Origin of the sequence: Sorangium sp. So ce1014 (assembly GCF_051521505.1) — a bacterium.
Classification (GTDB): Bacteria; Myxococcota_A; Polyangia; order Polyangiales; family Polyangiaceae; genus Sorangium.
In genome coordinates this window covers 9,041,274-9,058,484 of record NZ_CP150356.1, presented here as the reverse complement: position 1 = coordinate 9,058,484, position 17,211 = coordinate 9,041,274, and the positions used below count along the sequence as shown (strand labels likewise).

11 protein-coding genes are annotated in these 17,211 nt (G+C 72.4%); 4 read left to right on the top strand and 7 right to left on the bottom strand.

The annotated features are described in order from the left end of the window. The first annotated feature begins 9 nt into the window (after positions 1 to 9). Complete coding sequence (locus WME75_RS34345; RefSeq protein ID WP_437479725.1) at positions 10 to 2,256, top strand: DUF3160 domain-containing protein; 2,247 nt, start codon at positions 10 to 12, stop codon at positions 2,254 to 2,256. A 153-nt stretch (positions 2,257 to 2,409) separates the two neighbouring features. Here the strand turns inward: WME75_RS34345 and WME75_RS34340 are convergent, their stop codons facing one another. From WME75_RS34340 to WME75_RS34320, 5 genes are all read right to left on the bottom strand, one after another. Then, the gene (locus tag WME75_RS34340) at positions 2,410 to 2,922 is read right to left on the bottom strand and encodes a ClpX C4-type zinc finger protein (protein WP_437479723.1); all 513 of its coding nucleotides are present in this window, start codon (positions 2,920 to 2,922) and stop codon (positions 2,410 to 2,412) included. Positions 2,923 to 4,113: 1,191 nt separating this feature from the next. Next, the gene (locus WME75_RS34335; protein ID WP_437479720.1) at positions 4,114 to 6,369 is read right to left on the bottom strand and encodes an ATP-binding protein; all 2,256 of its coding nucleotides are present in this window, start codon (positions 6,367 to 6,369) and stop codon (positions 4,114 to 4,116) included. After that, positions 6,366 to 8,306: an ATP-binding protein gene (locus tag WME75_RS34330; protein ID WP_437479717.1), complete on the bottom strand. Its 1,941-nt coding sequence runs from the start codon at positions 8,304 to 8,306 to the stop codon at positions 6,366 to 6,368. The genes WME75_RS34335 and WME75_RS34330 overlap by 4 nt, the downstream gene beginning before the upstream one ends. A 205-nt stretch (positions 8,307 to 8,511) precedes the next feature. Beyond that, positions 8,512 to 9,597 carry a YihY/virulence factor BrkB family protein gene (locus tag WME75_RS34325; protein ID WP_437479715.1) on the bottom strand — a complete coding sequence of 362 codons (1,086 nt, stop codon included), beginning with the start codon at positions 9,595 to 9,597 and terminating at the stop codon, positions 8,512 to 8,514. A gap of 117 nt (positions 9,598 to 9,714) precedes the next feature. After that, positions 9,715 to 10,059 (bottom strand): hypothetical protein, encoded by a 345-nt coding sequence (locus WME75_RS34320; protein ID WP_437479713.1) that lies wholly within the window; start codon positions 10,057 to 10,059, stop codon positions 9,715 to 9,717. Between the two features lie 178 nt (positions 10,060 to 10,237). On the opposite strand from WME75_RS34320, the gene WME75_RS34315 reads away from it, so the two are divergent. From WME75_RS34315 to WME75_RS34305, 3 genes are all read left to right on the top strand, one after another. Next, the gene (locus tag WME75_RS34315; protein ID WP_437479711.1) at positions 10,238 to 13,330 is read left to right on the top strand and encodes a TIGR03960 family B12-binding radical SAM protein; all 3,093 of its coding nucleotides are present in this window, start codon (positions 10,238 to 10,240) and stop codon (positions 13,328 to 13,330) included. Between the two features lie 110 nt (positions 13,331 to 13,440). After that, positions 13,441 to 14,130, top strand: a complete 690-nt coding sequence (locus WME75_RS34310) for a sensor histidine kinase (RefSeq protein ID WP_437479708.1) — start codon at positions 13,441 to 13,443, stop codon at positions 14,128 to 14,130. 79 nt (positions 14,131 to 14,209) lie between these two features. Then, entirely contained in the window at positions 14,210 to 15,043 is an 834-nt protein-coding gene (locus WME75_RS34305; protein WP_437479705.1) for a Uma2 family endonuclease, read from the top strand. Between the two features lie 26 nt (positions 15,044 to 15,069). Here WME75_RS34305 and WME75_RS34300 read toward each other — a convergent pair whose 3' ends face one another. Together WME75_RS34300 and WME75_RS34295 are read right to left on the bottom strand one after the other, a co-directional pair. Further along, on the bottom strand, positions 15,070 to 16,272 hold the full coding sequence (locus WME75_RS34300; protein ID WP_437479703.1) for a vWA domain-containing protein: 1,203 nt from the start codon (positions 16,270 to 16,272) through the stop codon (positions 15,070 to 15,072). A 2-nt stretch (positions 16,273 to 16,274) separates the two neighbouring features. Then, positions 16,275 to 17,114: an AAA family ATPase gene (locus WME75_RS34295; RefSeq protein ID WP_437479700.1), complete on the bottom strand. Its 840-nt coding sequence runs from the start codon at positions 17,112 to 17,114 to the stop codon at positions 16,275 to 16,277. Between the last annotated feature and the right edge of the window lie 97 nt (positions 17,115 to 17,211).

Sequence of the window (17,211 nt, the reverse complement as noted above, 5' to 3'; positions counted from 1 at the left end):
GGGAACACGATGCCCAGGACGCTCCTTCACTTTTCCATCGTCCCGATCCTCCTCGCCCTCGCCGGCGGCTGCTCCATCGAGGGCCGCTCGCCGCCCGACACCGGCGGCACGCAATCGGAGCAGCCGCCCGCGCCGGCCGCGCCGCTCGGGCCCGAGCAGCAGGCGGAGCTCGGCGCGCTGCTCGCCGAGGCGAAGTCCTCGGCGAGCATGACCGCCGAGGACTTCGCCTCGAAGTACCGCGTCCCCTTCGCCTCGGGCCTACCTTACGCGCCGGCGGACGCCGACAACCTGTCGCTCCTCCAGGCCTCCACGCTCGGGCTCGACGCGGACGAGCTCGCGAAGCTGTCCGCGAACGGCTTCGTCATCTCGGAGAAGAAGAGCTTCCCGACCTTCGTTTACGGCTACGAGAGCATCTACGCGCTCGACCTGCCGCTCTACGTGTCCGCCGACTCCATCCTGTACGCGGTCCACCGCTCGTACGACGCGATCCTGAAGCAGGTCGAGCTCGCCTCGCTCGCCCCCGAGCTCGCGACGATGCTCGCCGAGATGCGCGCGCGGCTCGCCGCGGGCGGAGGCGGCGATCTCGGCGCCGAGGCGCGCGCCGACGCGGACCTCTACACGGCCGTGGCGCTCGCGGTCTTGACCGACGCGCCCGTCGCGCCCGTCGCGGGCGCCGACGCCGCGAAGATCGACGAGCTCGTGGAGGGCGCCAAGGCCCACCAGGGCATGGGCGCGGTGCGCCTCTTCGGCTCCGAGCGGCTCATGGACTTCTCGCAGTTCAAGCCCCGCGGCCACTACACCGACACGCCCGAGCTCGGACGCTACTTCCGCAGCATGATGTGGCTCGGCCGCGTGGACTTCCGCTTCATCGAGACCCAGGAGGACGGCACGCAGGTCTTCCAGCGGCGCCAGCTCGAGGGCGCGTACGTGCTGCGCGCCCTCGCCGAGGAGAAGACCCTCGACCGCTACACGCGCATCGACGACGCGATCCAGGCCTTCGTCGGCGAGAGCGACTACATGACGCTCCCCGAGCTCGACGTGCTGCTCGCGGATCTCGGCCTCAGCGACGCCGCCGGCCTCGCCGGCGTCCCGGACGACACGATCGTCGAGGTCGTGATGAAGAAGGGCCACGGGACGCAGCGGATCTCGAGCCACATCATGATCAACGGCCTCGACAAGGGCACGATGCCCCTGTCGTCGAGCTTCGCGCTGCTCGGCCAGCGGTACGTCGTCGACTCGCACGTCTTCTCGAACGTGGTCTACGACCGGGTGAAGGGCGGCGCCGTCAAGCGCATGATGCCGGACCCGCTCGACGTGGGCTTCGCCGCGCTCGGCAACGATCAGGCGGGGCTCTTGCTCGCGCCCGAGCTCGGGCAGTTCCCCTACGCGCCCGACCTGCACATGATGCGCGTGCTCGTCGACGCGCACCCGGGCGAGTTCTGGAGCAAGAACCTCTACAACCGCTGGCTCGGCGCGCTGCGGGAGCTGTCGCCGGCGCGGGCGCTCGCCGACGCCGCGGGGCTGCCCGAGGTGGCGAAGACCGAGGCGTGGGGCCGGCGCCTGCTCAACACGCAGCTCGCCTCCTGGGCCGAGCTCCGGCACGACACCCTGCTCTACGCCAAGCAGTCGTACACGGGCGGCACCACGTGCGACTTCCCGGACGCCTACGTCGACCCGTACCCGGCGTTCTACGCGCGCATCGCCGAGCTGGCCGAGCACGGCGGCCGCGTCGTCGGGTCGCTCGAGCTGTCGGGCGCGTCGTGGCTCACGGAGCGGCTGCCGGCGTACTTCGCGCGGCTGCACAGCGTCGCGCGGACGCTCGGCGAGATGGCCGCGAACGAGCGCGCCGGGCTGCCCCTCACCGAGGAGCACCTCGCCTTCATCAACCAGGCGGTCCGGGTGCAGCGTGGCTGCGGCTCGCCGGCGGGCGCCGAGGGCTGGTACGCCCAGCTCTTCTTCGACGTCCTCGAGAGCGTGACCCAGGACCCGACGATCGCCGACGTGCACACCCAGCCCACCGACGAGGGCGGGGCGCCGGTCGGACGCGTGCTGCACGTGGGCACCGGCCTGCCGCGGCTCATGGTCGTCACCGCCGATCCCTGCGGCACGCCGCGCGCGTTCGTGGGGCTCGCCTCGTCGTACTTCGAGAAGATCACCGAGGATTTCGAGCGCATGACCGACGAGGAGTGGGCCGGCGCGATCGTGGAGACGACGCCCGACGACGTCGCCTGGATGAAGGACCTCGTCTCCCGCTGATCTCGCGGTCCAGGGGCCACTCCGGCGCGAGCTGGCCCCTCTGGAATCTGTGCCGTGCTGTGCCGGCCGACGCGCCGGTGCGTCAGCGTGATCACGGTTGTCAACGGACGCGCCGGGCGATCGTGCGAGTCCACGCTCGCGAGCGAGATCGAGCTACTCGGTCTCACTCGCGGACAGCTCTATTCCTAGCACTCCACAGGCCAGGCGAGTACAGGAGGCGCAGATGTTGGCTTCTGGCCCGGCTACAAGCTTCGATTCTTTATCGGTCTTTCCGCAGAACGAGCATGACCTGGGTGCCGCAGTTTCTATTGCGTGCGCGGTTCCAGCTTGGGATGCGTTGAGTTGGCCTCCGGTTCCAGTAAGCTCCTCGGTGACGGCCATTGCGGCATACATCAGTCTGATGGAATCGCGTGTTGCGGCAAGTAGTCCTTGCGCGATGGCTGTGGACGTTTGAGCAAAAACGGCCAGCTCTGACGCTGTTTCTCTACAGTGTCTCAGCGTGGATTCCGCATTGACAATAGTGGCATTCACGAAATCCTGGTATCGTTTCATCGCCTCGCATTCGAGATGCAGATCCTTTGTCGCGCGTCCGAGATGTTCGGTTGCTGTACTTCGCGCGACCTGAACCAAGTCTTCGGCCGCCGTGATCTCGTCATCGAGTGTCATGTTGCAGACTTCCTGAACTACTGCGCATTTTTTAGGCACGCGCGAAATAGTAAAAGAGCAGCCGCTATACACGGTAATCGGAGATTTGGTGGAGACCTGTTGCAGAGCTGCACGTTATGCTTGAACGCCTTGCGGCACTGCTTCTTCGTCCATTCCGGAAATATAGATACATCGCCGGTCTCGTTCTCGTCGATAGAATACGGTTCTTCCGCGATCGTTGTGCTCGTCGTGGAATCGTAGTTGTTGGCATTGATCATGTCAACGTGATGGGTGGCATGGCTCGCTGTCTCGGCCATCGATTTTGTGCTTATTCCCATCATGCCCAGGAATCCGAGCGCAAAATGCCAGCGTGTTAACGGCAATCTTCTTGTTTCCATAGCACGGCTCCATGTACGGCATGCTTTCCTCGTACACGCAGTTGACTGTGATGCGAGCGATCGGTTTCAGCGATTGTGGTCGCGGCGTAGTTGAGCATCGGGATGCGCGCATCGGCGAGCTCAGGAAGAGCGCCGGAGACTCGGCCAGCTCGTAGGCTTCTCGGGCGTCAGTGGCTCGTACGACAGCAAGGGCCCAGCGTTTGCGGTGCTTCTACCTGGAGGAGATGATCCCCTCGCCGATAGGGCGAGCCACCCGAGCATGCCGCCGCTGGACGGCGCCGCGGCCCGCCTCGCGGCGTCGGGGGCGGCGAGCTCGTCGAGGGCGCCAGCGTCCGAGCGCGCCTCTGCGAAGTTGGCGCGCGCGGCCTCGTAAATGTCCTCAAAGCCCGGTGGAACCCAGATCTTCGGCGCATCGGGGGTGCACACTACAGCGCGGAGCGCGCTGCTGCCCTCGGGGCACCGGAAACGGTCTCGGGGAGGCAGCTGAGCTGCCTCGGAGCACCGGAAACGGTTTCGGGGAGGCAGCTGAGCTGCCCTCGGAGCACCGGAAACGGTTTCGGGGAGGCAGCTGAGCTGCCTCGGAGCACCGGAAACGGTTTCGGGGAGGCAGCTGAGCTGCCCTCGGAGCACCGGAAACGGTTTCGGGGAGGCAGCTGAGCTGCCCTCGGAGCACCGGAAACGGTTTCGGGGAGGCAGCTGAGCTGCCTCGGAGCACCGGAAACGGTTTCGGGGAGGCAGCTGAGCTGCCTCGGAGCACCGGAAACGGTCTCGGGGAGGCAGCTGAGCTGCCCTCCCCGGCGGCTCCGAGCGCGCCTCACGCCGCCGCGGCTGCAGCCGACTGGAAGGCGCGCGAGAGCTCGGCCGGCGCCGGCAGCGCCGCGCTCGCGAGCCCCCGCCGCGCCACCGCGAGCCAGCGCATCGGGTCGGCGACCGCGCTGCTCGCGATCGCCGCGAGCAGGCGGCGGCGCATCCAGTCCTTGCGGCGGTAGAAGCTCGTGCCGTGCTCGGCCGTGGGGCGCGGGACGTAGCTCGCCAGCGAGACGTGCGTCTTCTCGTGGAGCAGGAGATCGGTGAGCGCGGTGAAGGCGACCGGGTCGTCCCGCAGGAGCACCGCCGTGAGCAGCGCCCGCACCCGCGACGAGGCCAGGTTCACGCTGATCCCGCTCCCGTCGGTGTGCGCCATCTCGTCGGGGCCGTAGAGATCCTGGTGCACCCAGATCGGCGATGGAGTCAGGTCCGCCGACTCCGAGATCACCGCGTCGAGCCGCTCGATGACCGTCATCGCCGCGGCCACGGCGCGGACGCCGGGCACCTCGGCCGCGATCGTCAGGAGCGCGTCGCGCGAGGTGCGGGGCATCGGGCACGCCGCGGCGCCGGGCGCGCGGGTAGGGGCCGCCGCCGCCGCCGCCGCCGCGGCCTCGAGGGGCTGCGAGGCCGCGCCCTCGCTCGCGAGGCGCCGCCAGAACGCCTGCGCGAGCGGCTCGTCGAGCGCGAGGTACACGAGCTCCCCGGGGCGCGCGCCGGGCGCCTCCCGCCCGGCGGCGGCCCCGGGCGCCGCGGCGGAGGCGCCGAGCGGCCAGCGGGCAGCGCTCCGGCCGGGACCCGGCGGGGCGACCTCGAGCGGGCGGAGCACGCCGGCCCGGTGCGCCTGGAGCAGCTCGCGCAGCGTGAGCGGCGCGCTGCGAACGTGGAGCTGGCCGAGGAGCGGCGACAGCGCCGCCCCCGGAGGCCGCTGGCCGGCGTCGACCACGAGCGACCGGAAGAGGGGCGCGTCGAGCAGACCGCTCGCGAAGCGGATGACCTGCTCGGGGGCCGCCACCGTGGGGGTGCGCGCGGCCGGATCGAGCTCGTCCGCCCCCTGGGCGGACACGATCGTGAGGGTCTCGCCGAGCAGCGCCGCGTGCACGAACCGGTCGAGCACCGACGAGAGCCGGTGATCCACCGCGCGCAGGAGCTCGCGGTCGTACAGGGCGTCGCGCAGGATGAAGCGCTCGAACGCGGCCACGAGCGCCGCCTCGACCGCCGTGGACGCGCTCGCCGCGACCGCCGAGCGGCCCTTGTTGAGCGGCACGCCGAGCGGCAGCTCCGCGACAAGGCCGAAGCCGGCCGCCGTGATCGCGCGCGCGAGCTCGCGGTGCAGGCCGAGCTCGGGGCCGGCGAAGGGGTCGATCCGCGTCGCCACCGTGAGCCCCTTCTGGGTGATCGTGAGCTGCGGTTCGATGCCGTCGCCCCGGCCCACGAGGAGCTCGAGCGCGCCGCAGAGCGCGCCCGACGGCGGGAGCCGGAGCGGCACCTCGGCGGCGCGGCGGAGGCGCGCCCGCGCCGTGTTGACCAGCGCGCCGTCGACGTAGATCCGCGCGGCGGCCGGGTCGACAAGCCCCACCGCCGCGGTGACCTCGGCGGCGAGCGCCGGCCGCGAGATCGGCTGCGCGAGCGAGAGCCGCACCGAGGTGCCCGTCGCCGGGCGGCGCGGCGGCGCAGGGGCGCGCGCGGGGCCGCCGTCGTCCGGCGGCGCGGGCGAGAGGCGGTGCAGGGACAGGAGCGTCCACGAGAAGTCCTCGTAGGGCGGCCCCGCGCCGAGCGGCGCGACGAGCAGCCGGTGCCCGCCCAGGGGCGTCGCCGTGACCACCTCGATCCAGGGCGCGATCTCCAGCGCCGAGAAGAAGCCGATCCCGTGCTCGCCGATCGCGTCGGGCTCGCCCGCCTTGCCGCTCCGGAAGGGGACGAGCAGGTCGGCGAGGAGCTCGGTCCGGCTCATGCCGCGGCCCTGGTCGGTGACCGAGATCTCGCGCCCGTCCTCGGTCGAGCGGACATCGATGCGGGCGCCGGGGGGCGAGGCGTCGAGCGCGTTCTGGAGCAGCTCGCGGAGCGGGCCGATCCGCGACGACGCCTGCGCGTAGATGGTGCGCGAGAGGATGCGCTGCGCGAGGTCGGGCACCGTGGCCTCGCTGCGGCAGGCGGCGACGAGCGCGAGGCGCTCCGCGCTGCTCGCCTGAAGATAGGCCTCGGCGCGCCCGTGGATCCGCACGAGGAGCAGCTCCGAGAAAAGCCCGTACGAGATCTGGGTCATGGCTCGCCTCCGGAGGTCCTTTCGCCGGGCCGGGGCGCGGCGCAGGCCGCCCCGTCCACGGGTTCGCCGACGATGAGATCGCGCTCGAGATCGGCCTCGCGCACCCCGGAGGCCCGATCGAAGGCCGCCCTCAGCGCGTACCCGTCGCACCAGCCCGAGGGGCGCCGCACCGCCGCGCTGTCGTCGCGGATGAGCAGGACCCGGCGCGTGCCGAGGCACGGCAGCGGTCCAGCCGGGCGCCGCCACGCAGCGGCGGGGAGCGGGGGCGCGCCCGGAGCCCCTGGCGGAGGCGCGGCGCCCACGCCGCGGTGCGTCTGGGGCCGGCTCCGGCAGAGGGCGACAAGGGTCGTGTGCGGGCTCGCCGCGCGCGCGAGGATCAGCGGCAGCCCCGCGAGGTCGCCGCGGCGCCGCGCGAGGGCCGCGAGCGTCTCCGGCGGATCGAGATCGAGCTCGTCCTCGAGGAGCTCGCGCTCGCCGGGAAGGTGGGGCTGCCACTCGCGCTCCGCCCAGAAGCTCTCCGGCACGAAGAGCCGATCGGCGACGCTCGGCCCGAGGAACCCGAGCAGCGCCTCGCGCCGCTCGGGGGTCACCATGCAGCGCCCCGGGCCGAGCAGGGCGCGCGCGAGATCGAGCGCCACCTCGTCCCAGCCCGCGGATTGCAGCATGAGCGCGCTGATCTGCGCGGCCATCTCGGCGAGCCGGTCGCGCGTGCGCCGGCCCTCGCCGCTCGCCGCGGCGAGCTGGATGAGCCGCCGGTAGAACGCCGTCGCGACCGCGGTGAACTCCGGCCCGATCTTGAGCGCGTCGCGCCCCTCGGTCAGCTCCACGGCGGCCGGGAAATCGATGAGCGCGAGCTCGGCCAGGGCGAGGCAGGCGTCGATCTTGACCCCCGCATGGAAGGTGGCCGCCGAGATGCTCGGGAGCAGCCCTCGCCCGCCGACGTGGAACCGCGCGAGGAGCGCCCCGTCGCGCTCCTCCTCGAGGCCGTCGCGCGCCTCCTGCGCGCGCGGGCCGCTCGCCGCGTCGGGGTCGTCCGCCCCGGCGGACGACGCGCGCCAGTCGCCGGGGGTCTGCGGCGCGCGCGCGATCCGCTCCTGGATGAGCTGCCCGCCCGAGATCAGCCGGCCGTCGTTCACGGCCGCGCCGTCGAGCAGCACGAGGGCGCGGCTCGCGGGGAAGAAGTGGAGCGCGTCGCGCAGGTAGGCGCGGACCGCGCCCGCCTCGAGCAGCGACGACGTGACGCGCACGCGCGTGCCGAGCAGCGGCGCGATCCGGCGCACCGAGCACATCAGCGCGGCGGTGAGCTCGGGCGACGCGCGGCCGCAGGCGCGCTCGGGCGCCTCGGGGGCGGGCTCGGGCGCGTCGCCCGCGTCGCCCGCGCTGGGCCAGGCCACGACGCGGATCGCCCACCCCTCGATGCCGTCGCCGGTCGTGACGTGCAGGCTGAAGCTCTCCGGGTCCGAGAGCCCGAGCCCGAGCACCGAGAAGAACCCGACCCCGAACCGGCCGAGATCGATCCCGGGGCGCTTGTCTGTCGCGAACGGGATGAGCAGCCGTGAGAGGATTGCTCGGAGCCCCATGCCGGCGCCGGTGTCGCTGACGTCGACGCGCCCGTCGTTGACGGCGACGTCGACGAGCGGCTGCGGCGCGCGGGCCGCGTCGGCGGCGTTGAGCACGAGCTCGATGAGCGGCCGGAGCGGGTGCCCGAACTGGCGGCAGATCTCCTCGTCGAGGATCTTGATCAGGTAGGCGCGGTCGATGGGGGGCTCCGCGAGGTCGCGCTGCCCCGCGCACAGCGCCTCGAGGGCCGGGCGGTGCAGGCCGACGGCGACGAGCTCGTGCAGCGCTCCCAGAAAGTACAGCCCGGCGTCTCCTGGCAGAGGCGCTGCGCGTCGGCTGCCGCCCCCGTCACCCCCCGCTCCGTAGTGCGCGTGCACGCTCGACTGCTCCCCCTCACGCCCGCCCTCGACATTCCCCTGCGCGAAGTGCGCGCACCCACCGTGCGAATGCGCGCCGAGTGAGCGCCGAGCGGCGAACGATCGATGGAGCTTTCACCGCCCGTGCCGAGCCGAGCCGTCAGGCGGCGGCCGTCCGTCCTTCAGCGCGCGGCCGCCGGGGGCGGCGGCCTCCTTGCGCGCCGCGCTATCCCGCGGCCCGTTGCGTCGGCGGCGAGCTCGGGGCGCCGCGCTCTTCGCCTTCGTCCGCTTCGCCCGCGCCCTGGCCGTCGCGGCGCTGCATCGTCGAGCCGCGGGGGAGCGTGGCGCCGTGGGGCAGCGTGGCGCTCCGGGGCAGCGGCGTCTCGCTCCGGGGCAGCGGCGTCTCGCTCCGGGGCAGCGGCGTCTCGCTCTGGGCCAGGTCGGAGAGCTGGGCCAGGTCCGAGAGCGCCAGCGCGCTCCACTTGCCCGGGGGCGGAACCGACAGCACCCCGTCGCGCTCGCGCTCCAGGCGCGCGTTCAGCTCGCCGCCGATGAGCAGCGCCAGCGCCAGCAGCCACAGCCAGAACAGGAAGATCGCGACGGTCGCGAGGCTCCCGTAGAACGTGGCGTAGCGGCCGAACGTGGTCACGTAGAGCGAGAAGAGGGTCGACACGGCCGACCAGAGCACCACGGTGAGCACCGCGCCCGGGAAGACCCGGCGCCGCTCGATGTTGGGCCGCTGGATCGAGAGCCTGAAGAACGCGGCCACCATGCAGGTGACGAGCCCCGCGGGGAGGGCGAAGGCGACGATGCGGGCGCCGATCGAGCCCGAGAGCGAGCCGATCAGCACGCCGACGCCGGCGACCACGGGCACCACGGCCAGGCTGGCCATCACGCACGCCGCAGCGATCGCCCTGCGCACGTACCAGGGGCGCTCGCGCGTGTTGTAGATCGTGTCGAACACGCCCATGGCGGTCGAGAGCCCGGAGGACGTGATCCAGAGGAAGCCGGTGATGCTGATCGGGGCGACCGCCGACGACTGCGAGAGCCGGAGGAGCTCTTCCGAGACGAGGTTCGCGACCTCCGGCGGCGCCGCCTGGAGGAGCGGCCGCGCCACGAGGTCCGACCACTCCATGGTCCGGCTGAGCACGTAACCGGCGAAGGCGGCGAGGGGGATCAGGCTGAGGAACGCGTCGAAGGCCATCGCGCTCGCGGCCCGCGGCCCGTTGTGGCGATCCAGGCTGACGATGACGCTCCACACCGCCTTTGCGGCGCGGTGGCGCTCGATGTGTCGCCGGATCGGAGCAGGCACGGGGGCAGCGTCGCTCTCCCTGGTGCGGGGCGCAATACCATCCGCCGCGCGCTCCCGGCTCCGGAGATCTCGGGATGGTGGCAACTTCCGGCAGCAGCGGGCCGGTGCCTCCGGGCTCTAGGCCTCGGCGTTCCTGTCGGCGGCGAGGAGGCTCTGCACCGCGTAGGGCACCGACTCGACGCCGGCGAGCTCGGCGAGGGCGTACGCGATGTGCTCGCGGCTCGCGTGCGGTGGGATGCCGACGATCGCCCACGATCCGCCCTCGCCGCGCTGCAGGTTCTTCCCGCGCTCGATGCGGAGCGCGGCGAGGGCCGGGTAGACGGCCACCGTCATCCGTTTTGGCCGGAGGCGGTCCAGCGCGCGCATGGCGAAGGCGATCCGGTCGAACTCGCTGGGATCGCGGTACTCGATATGCCGCTGCTGGTCGATCTCCACGTGGTGGTGGGTGTCACGCTCGCGCACCGCGTGAGCATAGCCCGAGCGGGCCGCCGCGCCGCTCCGGGCGCTGCGGCTCGGCCGTCGGCGGCGGTGGCGGTGGTAGCCCCACGCAGGGCCGAGCCTGCCGGGGGCGCCCGTGCGCCCGACAAACCGGGGCCCGCGGGTGCCGCTACGCGCGGGCCATGCTACGCGCCGGAGCGCCATGGACAGCCTCCCCCTGCTCGCCGGTCACCCGTACGCCTCCTTTCTCGATCAGGTCGAGAAGCCTGCGCGCTACGCGGGCGGCGAGGTCGGTTCGGTCGTGAAGGACTGGGCGTCGGTCGAGGCGCGCGTCTGCCTCGCCTTCCCGGACGTCTACGACATCGGGATGAGCCACCTCGGCTTCAAGATCCTCTACAAGCTCCTGAACGACGACCCGCGCACGCTGGCCGAGCGCTGCTACGCGCCGTGGGTCGACATGGAGGCCCAGCTCGTGAAGCGCGGGCTGCCGCTCGTCTCGCTCGAGTCGGCGCGCCCGCTCAGGGACTTCGACGTCGTGGGCTTCTCCCTGCAGTTCGAGCTCACCTACTCCAACATCCTCACGATGCTGCACCTCGGCGGCGTCCCGCTGCGCGCGGCCGATCGCGGCGAGGACGACCCGATCGTGATCGCGGGCGGCCCGACGGCGACGCACCCGGAGCCGATCGCCCCCTTCCTCGACGCCCTCGTCATCGGCGACGGCGAGGAGAAGGCGACCGAGGTCTCCCTCCTGTGGACCCGGCTCAAGCGCGAGGGCGTGCCGCGGCGCGAGCGGCTCGTCGCGATCGCGCGCCTCGGCGCGGTGTACGTGCCCTCGCTCTACGCGACCCGGCGCGACCCCGACACCGGCTTCGAGGTCGTCGATCGCCCGCTCGTCTCCGGGATCCCGTTCCCGATCGAGCGCGCCCTCGTCGATCTGAACAAGTACCCGTTCCCCGACGAGAGCCCCACCGGCGGCCCCGAGGCCATCTTCGACCGGATGTCGATCGAGATCGCCCGCGGCTGCACCGAGGGGTGCCGCTTCTGCCAGGCCGGGATGATCTACCGCCCCGTCCGCGAGCGCGATCCCGAGCAGATCGTCGAGACCGTGATGCGCGCGGTGCAGAAGTCCGGCCAGGACGAGGTCTCGCTCACGGCGCTGTCGACCGCCGATGTCTCGTGCATCGCGCCGCTCGTCAAGAAGGTCACCGAGCGCCTCACCAAGGAGCGCATCTCGCTCGGCGTCTCGTCGCTGCGCGCCTACGGGCTCGAGCCCGACCTGCTCGACGAGCTCAAGCGCGTGCGCGCGACGGGCCTCACCTTCGCGCCCGAGGCGGGGACCCAGAGGATGCGCGACGTCGTGAACAAGAACGTCACGGAGGAGCAGCTCCTCGAGACGGCCGAGCGCGTGTTCAGCCGCGGCTGGGGCAAGATGAAGCTCTACTTCATGATCGGCCTCCCGACCGAGACCGACGAGGACGTGCGCGGCATCGTCGAGACGGGCGCCCGCGCGGCCGGCGCCGGCCGGAGGGCGGCCGGCAAGGGCAAGCCGGTCGACGTGACGGTCAGCGTGTCGACGCACGTGCCGAAGCCCCACACGCCCTTCCAGTGGGCGGCGATGGACACGCGCTCCGAGGTCGGGCGCAAGCAGCAGCTGCTCAAGGACACGGTGCGGCCCTACCGCGCCGTCACGCTGAAGACCCACGAGGCCAACGCCAGCGTCCTCGAGGGCATCTTCGCCCGCGGCGACCGCCCCCTCGCCGACGTCCTCGAGCGGGCGTGGCGCAGCGGCGCCCGCTTCGACTCGTGGGACGATCAGATCAAGCTGTCCATGTGGGAGGAGGCGTTCACGCACACCGGCGTCGACCGGGCGAAGTACCTCGGCACGCTTCCGGTCACGGCGCGGCTGCCGTGGGATCACATCGACGTCGGCCTCGAGGATGGCTTCCTCGCGAAGGAGTACCGGAAGGCGCTCCAGAGCCGCCTCAGCCCGCCGTGCGGCAAGGTCGCCGGCATGTTCGTGCACCACACGAACCTCGACGACGCCACGGCCGATACGCGGCGGCTCGTCTGCTACGACTGCGGCGTCGCCTGCGATATGACGCTGATGCGCGACGAGCGGCTGACCTTCCTCGACCGGCTCGGCGCCCACAAGCGCTCGCTGCCGGTGCTCACCGACGCTGCCGCCGCGCCGTCGGCTGCCGCCGCGCCGGCGGCTGCCGCCGGCGGCCCGCCCGCCGAGCCGGCGCGCGCCGGCGACGCGGAGCCCTCGCGCGCCGGCGCGGACGACGCCCCGCGCGCCGGCGACGCGGAGCCCTCGCGCGCCGGCGCGGACGACGCCCCGCGCGCCGGCGACGAGGATCCGGCTCGCGCCGAGGCCGCGGCGCCCCCCCCCGCCGGCGGCGAGGCGCCCCCGCGCGCGAAGCGGAACGGGCCCGCGCCGAAGGGGCGCGGCGGCTTCCGCTACCGCTTCCGCTTCGAGAAGACCGGGCCGGTGGCGCTGCTCGGCCACCTGGACGTCGTGCGCGAGCTGCCCCGCGTGATCCGGCGCGTCGGCATGCCGATGACCTACACCGCGGGCTTCCACCCGAAGCCCGACATGACGTTCTCTCCGGCGCTCTCGCTCGGCGTCATCAGCCTCGACGAGTACGTCGACCTCCGCCTCGAGCGCGATCTCGACCCCGCCGCGCTCGACGCGCTCGTCGCCTCGATGTCGGCCGCGAGCCCCCGCGGGCTCGCGTTCCGCGGCGCCGTGAAGCTCGGCCCGGAAGACCCCGCCCTGAGCAAGCTGATCGCCGGCGCGCGCTACGCGCTCGCGTTCGCGCGCTCGGCGATCGGCGGCGACGCGGAGGCCTTCCTCGCCGCCCGCTGCAGCGCCGTCCTCTCGGCCGCGTCGCTCCCGATCCGCCGGGAGATCGACCGGCTCGCGAAGATGGTCGACGTGCGCCAGTACCTCGTGCGGGCCGAGGTCGGCGGGCCGGACGTGCTCTCGGCGCTCGCGCGCGCCGGGCTCGTCGGCGACCTCGTCGCCGTCGAGGTCGAGGTCGACATCCGCGGCTCGGGCGCGGTGAAATCGTCCGAGGTCGCGGCGGTGATCGCGGGCGAGCCCGGGGAGGCGCCGGGCGCGATCACGCCGCCGCCGCACCGCGCCGTGCGGCTTCAGCTGTTTGGCCGCGCCGCGCCGGCGGGCTCCGCCGCGGGCGAGCGCTTCTCGCTCTTCGACCTCGATCGGGCGCGCCGCGTCAAGTCGGCTCCGGAGCGGGCGCCGTCCCTCGCGCTCGCCGCGGACGCCGAGTGAGCCAGCCCGGGACGGTCGCGTCGCAAAGATCCTCCGGGTGACGGCGGCGCGTCGTCTGCGGGGAGCGCGCGGGCGATCGCCCGCGGATGGGCTACGCTGCGCTCTGCTTTATGGCAAAAGAGGGTCACGAAACCGAATGCTGCGCCGCGCGCCTCGCCGCGGCGGGAGCGGTTGGTGCGAGCGTCGCCCATGAGCTGCGCAACGCCCTCGCGGTCGCGGAGTCGTCGCTCTACCTGGCGCAGCGCGATCTCGACGATCGGCCCCGCCTGCTGCGCCACCTCGACCGGGTGACGTGCGAGATCCGCAAGGCGCACGAGGTCATCGGCAGCGTCCTCGGGCTGGCGCGCGGCGAGCCGCTGCGGCGCGAACCGGCGCATGTCAGCAAGTTGATCGAGAGCGCCCGGCACGCGCTGGTCCTGCGCACGGCGGTCCGGTTCGAGGTCGCCGTCGTGCCGGCCGACCTGACGCTCCTGTGCGACCCCATCCTGCTCGAGCGCGTCTTCTCGAACCTTTATCTCAACGCGATCGAGGCGCTCGACAACGCCCCCGGCGGCTCGATCGTCACGCGCGCGTGGTGCGGCGACGAGCGCACGTACCTCGAGGTCGAGGACAACGGCCCCGGCGTCCACCCCTGCGTGGTCGACCACCTCTTCGAGCCGCTCGTGACCGCCAAGGTGAAGGGGACCGGCCTCGGGCTTGCGCTGAGCCGGGCCATCGTCGAGGCGCACGGCGGCGAGATCACGGCGACGATGGATCGCTGCACGGGCACGGCGTTCCGCATGTGGCTGCCGAGCCAGTAGCCGGCAGCGCCGGCCGAGCCCACGGCCGGTGGCGCCGGCGCGTCGGGGCGCGCCACCCGCGTGCTATGATCGTCCTCTCATGCACGGGCAAGCCAAGCGCCATCCGTCGGGACGCGGCCCTTTTCGCGCGGAGCACGTCCGTTCGGGCGACCCGTACGAGCTGTCGAATGGCCACCCCGTCTACTGTGCCCCCACGGGGGGGCGTGCCTCCGGGCCGAACCACCTGGGCAGCTCGGTCGTGGGGTGGGATCCGGCGGTCAAGGAGGCGGGCGTGGACACGGGTTACACCCTGGGCCAGGGCACCCTCCGGGCGCCGGACGTCGCGGTGGGGAACGTGCCCGACAGGCCCGGCTGGGTGAAGGGGGTACCGGAGCTCGCCATCGAGTACGCCGACGTGGGGCAGGACGAGGAGAAGCTCCAGGAGAAGATCGCCGACCTGCTCGAGGCCGGCACGAAGCTCCTGTGGGTGGTACGCCTCAACGGTCCGCGGCGGGTCGAGGTGCACGAGCCCCGCCGGAAGATGCGCGTCGTGCTCCCCGGGCAGCTGCTGAGCGCGCCGGGCATCCTGAAGAACGCGGTCCCCGTCGAGGCGCTCTACGACCGCAGCGAGGCGGAGAAGGCCACGCTGACCAACCTGCTCCAGCGGCGCGGCTACGACGACCTCGACGCCGTGCTCGCTGCAGGGCGCGAAGAGGGGCGCGAAGAGGGGCGCGAACAGGGGCGCGAGGAAGGGATCCTCGAGGGCAAGCGCGATGCGCTGAGGCGCGTCCTCGATCGGCGAGGGCTGCGGCTCACGAAGGCGGCGGCGGCGCAGATCTCGTCGTGCAGGAGCGAGCGCGCGCTGGATGGCTGGCTCGATCGCGCCCTCGTCGCGTCGACCACGGCGGAGGTGTTCAGGCGCGCGGGCCGTTGACCCCGCGCCCGCGCTCCTCGCCCGGATCAGGCGCGGCCGCGGCCGCGGACGAGCTCGGAGACGGCCTCTCCCAGGCCCTCGAGCGTGAGCGCGAACATCGGGAAGATCCCCTTGATCGCGTCGACGGTCGGGTGCGGGTAGGGGCCGATCCCGTCCGGGTTCAGCCACACGGCGCGGTCGAAATGGTCGCGGAGCATCATCAGCCACGCGGCGCCGGGCAGCCGCGCGTCGGGCTCGGGCGAGGAGCCCGCCCCGCCGCCGTAGCCCGACGAGCCAAGCAGCTCGTAGGGCGCCATCGAGGCGTCTCCGACCATCACGAGCTTGTGCTGCTTGCCGCACTCGCGGAGCAGCTCCCGCACCGGGACAGGGTCCTGTAACCCTTCGGTTCTATACAGCTTTTCGTAGACGCAGTTGTGGAAGTAGTAGCTCCTCAGCTCCTTCCAGTGCGTCGCGCGCTTCGCCGCGCTGAACAGCTGCGACACGAGCGCGGCGCTGGGATCCATCGAGCCGCCCACGTCCATCATCAGGATCACGCGCGTGTTCGGCCGGCGCGGGGGCCGCGTGACGATCTCGATCTCGCCCGCGTTCCTGGCCGTCGCGTCGATCGTCGCCTCGATGTCGAGCTCGCGGTCGCCGCCCTCGCGCGCGAAGGCGCGCAGCTTGCGCAGCGCCACCTCGATCTGGCGGACGTCGAGCGTGAGATCGCTGCGGTAAGGCCGGTAGCGGCGCGCGTCGGCGTTCTGCACGGCGCCGCTCCGCCCCCGCGCGGAGCCGCCGACCTGGATGCCGCTCGGGTTGAAGCCGCCGCGGCCGAACGGCGAGGTGCCGCCGGTCCCGATCCACCGGTTCCCCCCGTCGTGGCGCTCCCGCTGCTCGCGGAGGCGCTCCTCGAACCGCCGGAGCACTTCCTCCAGGTCGAGCTCCTCGATCATCGCCTTCTCCTCCTCGGAGAGGGCGCGCGTCTTGATCGGATCCCGGAGCCACGAGAGGAGCTCCTCCGCGATCGCCTTGGCCTCCACGTGCACGCCGCGGAAGTGCTGGGCGAACGCGAGATCGAAGTCGTCGAGGTGCGCCTCGGAGTGGACAAGGAGCGCCCGCGCGACGTGGTAGAAGCCGTCGAGCGAGCTCTCGTGGAGCCCCGCGGCGAGCGCGCGCGCGAGGCCGATCGCCTCCTGGGCGCCGACAGGGACCTTGCGGGCCCGGAGCTCGTAGAGGAACTCGACGAACATCGCTACGACCGGTACCGCCTGCCGCCGGCCAGCTGGTCGGCCAGGGCCGTCAGGTCCTGCTCCTTCTTGAGCAGCGCGCCGAGGAACGGCAGCGTCTTGTCGAGCTTCACCTCGCTCACGCCCGCCCTGCGCAGCACGGCGATCCAGTCGATGAGCTCGCTCGTCGAGGGCCGCTTCCGGATCCGGGTGTTCTTCCGGATCTCGTAGAAGACCTGCATCGCCTGATCGGCCAGCGACCGATCGAGCTCGGGGTGGTGGACGCGGACGATCTCCCGCATGAGCTCTGCGTCCGGGAAATCGATGAAGTGGAAGACGCAGCGGCGCAGGAAGGCGTCCGGCAGCTCCTTCTCGTTGTTGCTGGTGATGAGTACGATCGGCCGCTCCCGGGCGGCGACCTCATCGCCCGTCTCGGTGATGCGGAAGCGCATCCGATCGAGCTCGTGGAGGAGGTCGTTCGGGAACTCGAGGTCTGCCTTGTCGACCTCGTCGATGAGGAGCACGACCCGCATGGAAGCGCTGAACGCCCTCCCGAGGGGGCCGAGCTTGATGTACCGCCGGATGTCGCGCACGTCGCCGTCGCCGAAGCGCGCGTCGTAGAGCCGTTGCACGGTGTCGTACACGTAGAGCCCGTCCTGGGCCCGCGTGGTGCTCTTGACGTGCCAGGGGATGAGCTCGGCGGACAGGCTCTGCGCGATGGCCTCGGCGAGCAGCGTCTTGCCGGTGCCGGGCTCTCCCTTGACGAGGAGCGGCCGCTCCAGGACCAGCGCGCAGTTGACGGCGGCCTCGAGCGCTTCGCTTGTGAGGTAGCGTTCGGTGCCTCGAAAGCGGCGGAAATCGGACATGCCGAACGGTAGCACCCGCCGGAGCGCGCGGGCGGAGCGCGCCGGGGTCAGCGCCAGTCGCGCGCGGTGGGCGCCGACGGTCGTCTCGGCGAAGGCG